Raw genomic sequence first — 3,458 nt, 5'->3', positions numbered from 1 at the left:
CGCCGGCACGGCGCCGCCCAGGCCGCCCAGGCCGCCGAGACCGCCGAGACCGCCGAGCCCCTCGGCGCCCCCGAGCCCATCAGCACCGCCGAGCCCATCAGCACCGCCGAGCCCCCCTGCACTGCCGAGCCCCCCGGCACCACCGAGCCCATCGGCACCACCGATGCCGTTCGTGCTGAGGATGCCGTTCGCGGTGCCGAGACCGTCGGCGCCACCGAGGCCGCCCGCGCCCCCCAGGCCACTCAGGCCGCCGCCGAGACCGTTCAGGCCCGCGCCGAGGTCCCCGCCGAGACCGCTCAGGCCGCCGCCGAGACCGTTGAGACCGTTGCCCAGCCCGTTGAGCCCCGCGCCGAGGTCGCCGCCGAGACCGCTCAGGCCGCCGCCGATGCCATTCAGCCCGTTACCCAGACCGTTGAAACCGTTCCCGATGCCGTTGAAGCCGTTCCCGATGCCGTTGCCGAGGCCGTTGAGCCCGTTCCCGATACCGTTGAAACCGTTGCCGAGGCCGTTCAGGCCGTTCCCGATACCGTTGAAACCGTTCCCGATGCCGTTGGCGAGATTGTTCAGCCCGTTGCCGACGCCGTTGAGGTAGTTGTTGACGTCGTTGTTGCCGCCGGCGAGGTCGGGGGGTGGCGCCGAACGCGGTGGGGGCGGCGGCGGCATCTTCGCGAGTTTCATCGCGGTCTGCGCGGCCCCGAGCGCCGTGACCAGTTTGCCCGCGGCGGTCACCGACGGCGCGAACGCCGCCTGGACGTGATTGGCCCACTGCGCGCGCAGCGCGGTGTCGACCTTGAACCATTCAGGCTGGCGCAGCACCGCGAACTCGCCAGGGACACCGACCCATTCCGGGAAGCTGATATACATCTCCCGCCAGCTGCCGGAATCGGAGTCGTAGCCGAGCTCACCGCGAATGCGGCCGGTCTCCCACAGCCCGCCCGAGTGGTTGCGGTTGGGGTCCGAGCCCAAGCTGTCGAACACGCGGGAACCGTCGAACATGGCGACGATCAGGTTGAACGGGTGGACCCACACGCCTTTCGGGCCGGGCAGCGCGGCGCGCGCGTCGCCGGCCTCCTTCTCGCCCATCCAGTACGCGTTGTCCTGGCGCAGCGCCGTGACGAACGCGCGCGCCGCGGCGACGGCGCCGTCCAGCGGGCCTTTCCAGGTCGCCGCCGCCTCGGGAACACCTTTGAGGCCGCTCTCGGCGGCGACGACCCGGTCCCGGAACGCCTGCGCGGCCGAGCCGGCGAACGCCGCCGCCTTCGTGTCGATCCCGGTGACGTCGGCGTCCAGACCGGCCAGGGTCGTGCCGCTCCACGCGCCGATGCCGGCCAGCGCCTGGTTGATGCCCTCGAGGGTGTCCGGGTCGAACGCGTAGCCCGGCCCGACGAGCCCTTTGAGGATCGCGCCGGCGGCGTTCGTCCAAGCGGTGCCGAGCGCCATCAGCGGGTTCGACCCGGCCGTCGCCGCGCCCGACTGCTCGCCCGGCGTGGTCGCGTTGCGGCTGTCCCCGTCGGTCGAGGTCTTCGCGCCGACCCACAGGGTCAGCCATTCATAGTTGCTGCCCCAGTCGTTGGTCATCCACCGCCAGAACGTCAGCGCGCCCTTCTGGAAACTCGGTTTCGCGCTGCCGCTCGTGGCGTACTTCTCGTGCCGTTCGTCGGGAATCAGCCACAGCGGCGCGGCGGCACTGCGCACGGTGTCCGGGCGCAGCGCACTGTCGATTCCGGCGCCGGTGTAGGAGCCGCTGGCGCCCTGGCCCGGGGTGGTTCCCCCGCCGGGGGGCGAACCGCCGGTGTTGATCACTCCCCCGGTGCTGCCGAGGACGTAACCGAGGATCGTGTTGAGCACATCCTCAATGAGGCCAGGCGCCGCCATGGTCAGCTCCCGCCGGCCGGGGGGTTGTTACCCGCCGTCGCCGACGAGGTGCTCGTCGGAATGAACGACTCGAACTCCTCGGCCGTCAGGGTGTTGAGGTGTTCGACGGCGCTGGAATCGTCCAGCAGGTACTGCAGGCCCCAGCGCAGGTTCGTGGCGTTGGTGTAGGTGGTGTCGATACGTCCGGTGAGGTTCGTGCGCACCTTCTCCAGGTCCTTGGCGAGGTTCACCGCCTCGGTGAAGCCGGCGCCGCCCAGGCGCAGCGGGAAGGCGTCGCCGAGGCTGATCTGCGAGTCCGGGTTGGTCCCCCAGGTGTAGTTCGTCATCCGCAGGTCGATGTCGTCGAGCAGCGCCTGGTACTTGTTCTTCAGCCTGGTGAGGGTCGGTTCGTCGATGACGATGTTCTCGGCCACCGGTGCTCCTTCCTGTCGCTGCGTGGGGACGGGCGGCGGCCGGCGGCGACCCGATGCCACCGGTGGAGGGGAACCACGCGGTACCGTCGGCCGCCGGCCCGGCCGCCGCCGGGTGAGGGCCGCTAGATGAGCTGGCCGAAGACGTTCGCGCCGCGGCCATCGCCGAGGACGTACTCGTTGTGGATCTCCTGGAGGCGCTGGCGGCCGAGGGCGAGAGCGGCGTTCATGTCGGCCTGGCCCTTGTTCCACTGCTGCTGGGCGAGGGAGTAGTTCGCCGGGGCCTGGCCCTCGTTGGCGGCGATGAAGGCGTTGACCTTCTGGGTGAGGGTCGTCAGCGACTGCTCGAGCTGGGAGTTGACGAAGGTGAGCTCGTCGGCGGTGTCGAGGGCGCCGTTCGGGCTGAACTGGTAGGTGGCCATGGCTGTGCCTCCAGGGTCTGCGGATCCAGGCTCTGCGGATCCAGGCTCTGCGGATGGGTCGGCGGGCGCAGGGGCCGGCCGGTGAGGTGCGAGGGTCGGGCGCGGACGGTCAGGTCAGGCCGACGGCCCAGTTGGAGCCGAGCATCGCGGTGTTGTCCTCGGTGGAGGTGGTGATCTTGGCGTAGCTGGCCATGGACTCGTTGAGCAGGTTCAGCGCGGCCTTGACCTCGTTGAAACCGTTCTGCCAGGCGGCGATCGCGTCGCGGTACTTGCCGGCGGCGACGCCGCCCCACTGGGCGAACAGCATCGACCCGGCGCTGTCGATGGTCTGCTGGACCTTGACGCACTCGTCCTGGCACTCGTCGAAGGCCAGGATCATGGCCACGGTGGTGGTCTCGTCGGAGATGAGCAACGGATCGGCCATGCGGCGGTCCTCCTCAGGTTGCCCCGCGGGTGCGGGGATCGGTCACGGTGCCGGCTCGGCGGGTGCCGTTGGGGCTGGCGCGGTCGGGGCTGGCGCGGTCGGGGCTGGCGCGGTCGGGGTGGATGGTGCTCACCGCCGCTCGGGGGTGTAGAGGCGCGGGCCGGCCGGCAGCAGGGCCGCCAGCCGCGCGGGGACGACGCTCGCCTGGTCGGCGCTGACGCCCAGGGCCTTCGGCGCGTCGCCGTCGAGCGGGTAGCGGATGCCGGCGCCGTCGACGAGCAGCAGCGGCTGGTCCTTCGCGGCGACGTCGGTGCGCCCGACCAGCAG

The 3,458-nt window shown here is 71.2% G+C and carries 4 protein-coding genes and 1 pseudogene; all 5 read right to left on the bottom strand.

The window, feature by feature from the left end; genetic code table 11:
- Positions 1 to 1,875, bottom strand: a 1,875-nt coding sequence (locus tag MXD58_RS23160; protein ID WP_250609911.1) for a hypothetical protein, incomplete at its 3' end; no start/stop codon positions are given.
- A 2-nt stretch (positions 1,876 to 1,877) separates the two neighbouring features.
- Positions 1,878 to 2,288, bottom strand: a complete 411-nt coding sequence (locus MXD58_RS23155) for a hypothetical protein (RefSeq protein ID WP_248837657.1) — start codon at positions 2,286 to 2,288, stop codon at positions 1,878 to 1,880.
- Positions 2,289 to 2,410: 122 nt separating this feature from the next.
- The gene (locus tag MXD58_RS23150) at positions 2,411 to 2,707 is read right to left on the bottom strand and encodes a WXG100 family type VII secretion target (RefSeq protein WP_248837656.1); all 297 of its coding nucleotides are present in this window, start codon (positions 2,705 to 2,707) and stop codon (positions 2,411 to 2,413) included.
- 109 nt (positions 2,708 to 2,816) lie between these two features.
- Positions 2,817 to 3,131 (bottom strand): WXG100 family type VII secretion target, encoded by a 315-nt coding sequence (locus tag MXD58_RS23145; protein WP_248837655.1) that lies wholly within the window; start codon positions 3,129 to 3,131, stop codon positions 2,817 to 2,819.
- Between the two features lie 129 nt (positions 3,132 to 3,260).
- A pseudogene (locus MXD58_RS23140) lies at positions 3,261 to 3,458 on the bottom strand (type VII secretion protein EccB); the annotation flags it as partial.

Origin of the sequence: Frankia sp. AgKG'84/4 (assembly GCF_023242965.2) — a bacterium.
GTDB lineage: Bacteria > Actinomycetota > Actinomycetes > Frankiales > Frankiaceae > Frankia.
Note: the sequence above shows the minus strand (reverse complement) of the source record. Positions and strands in the feature narration are given on the sequence as shown.